This window comes from Nitrobacter sp. 62-13, from assembly GCF_001896955.1.
In the GTDB taxonomy this organism is placed as follows: Bacteria; Pseudomonadota; Alphaproteobacteria; order Rhizobiales; family Xanthobacteraceae; genus Nitrobacter.
Genome location: NZ_MKRN01000071.1, coordinates 1 through 1,410, shown reverse-complemented (window position 1 = coordinate 1,410; position 1,410 = coordinate 1). Strand labels below are relative to the sequence as shown.

Sequence of the window (1,410 nt, the reverse complement as noted above, 5' to 3'; positions counted from 1 at the left end):
CATGGCGATCGTCGCTGAAGGTGATCGTGAGCGAATCTATCTGTCGCCAACCCAGGAACACGAGCATATCGCGCGATCTGTGCGCCCAGAATGGGTGCCAGACTTATCAATATCTGGCAGCACCCAATATTTAGGGGTGAAGCCCTACGGAATGAGCAATTTTGCTCAGCTATTTACGGACCGACAGCTCGTTTGCCTGAAGACGTTTTCCGATCTCGCCGGCGAGGCACACGACAGGATCCGAGCTGATGCTGTGAGAGCGGGGCTGCCAGATGACTCCGTGCCATTGCGGGAAGGGGGATATGGGGCGACCGCGTATGCGGAAGCTATTAGCGTGTATTTGGCGTTTGGTATCAGCAAGGAAACAGTATTTCTTGTAACGCTGGCACGGTGGCGATCAGGTGAAGGTAAGTCAGCTCCAGCGTTTGGCCGTCAAGCAATTGCGATGGTGTGGGACTACGCAGACCTAAATCCCTTTGCGGGCGCAGGCGGTGATATTGTTGGCATCTTCGAGGGATTCCGCAAGGCACTCGAAAATGGCCCAGGGAGGCCATATGGCCATGTTCAGCAACTTAATGCGCGTGTTCAGAACTTGAGCGATGCAAAGGTCGTATCTACCGACCCACCGTACTACGACAACGTACCCTACGCAGACCTGTCTGACTATTTCTACGTTTGGCTTCGCGGATCTGTAAGAGCAATCTTTCCTGATTTATTTACCACGCTATCAGTGCCCAAGCGGGAAGAACTTACAGCATTCGCACATAACCATGGAGGGCGAGAACAAGCAGAGAATTTCTTTCTCGTTGGTATGTCGGACGCGATGCGGCGGTTGGCAGAGCAGGCGCACGAGGCTTTTCCGGTCACGATCTACTACGCATTTAAGCAATCGGAAAACGATGACGATACGGGAGTTTCAAGCACGGGCTGGGAAACCTTTCTTGACGCAGTAATCAACGCCGGATTTGCTGTGAATGGCACGTGGCCTATGAGAACTGAGGGCGATACTAGGTTGCGAGGCCAAACCGCCAACGCACTGGCATCATCCATTGTGCTCGTGTGCCGCCCGCGCATTGCGACTGCCCCTTCCGCAACGCGACGCGAATTCGTCGCTGCGCTGAAGGCTGAATTGCCTGCCGCCCTTCGCCATCTCCAGGCCGGGAATATCGCGCCCGTCGACCTCGCTCAGGCGGCCATTGGCCCCGGCATGGCGGTCTATACACGCTACGCCAAGGTGCTCGACACAGAGGGCAAACCCGTCTCCGTGCGCGAGGCGCTGGCGCGGATCAACGAGACCCTCGACGAGGCATTGGCCGAACAGGAAGGCGATTTCGACGCCGATAGTCGCTGGGCGTTGGCCTGGTTCGAGCAGGTCGGCTTCAACGACGGGGAATACGGTGTCGCCGAAAC

1 pseudogene is annotated in these 1,410 nt (G+C 56.5%); it reads left to right on the top strand.

Features of this window, described 5'->3' with window-relative positions:
• Positions 1-1,410, top strand: a pseudogene (locus BGN91_RS06940) (hypothetical protein); the annotation flags it as partial.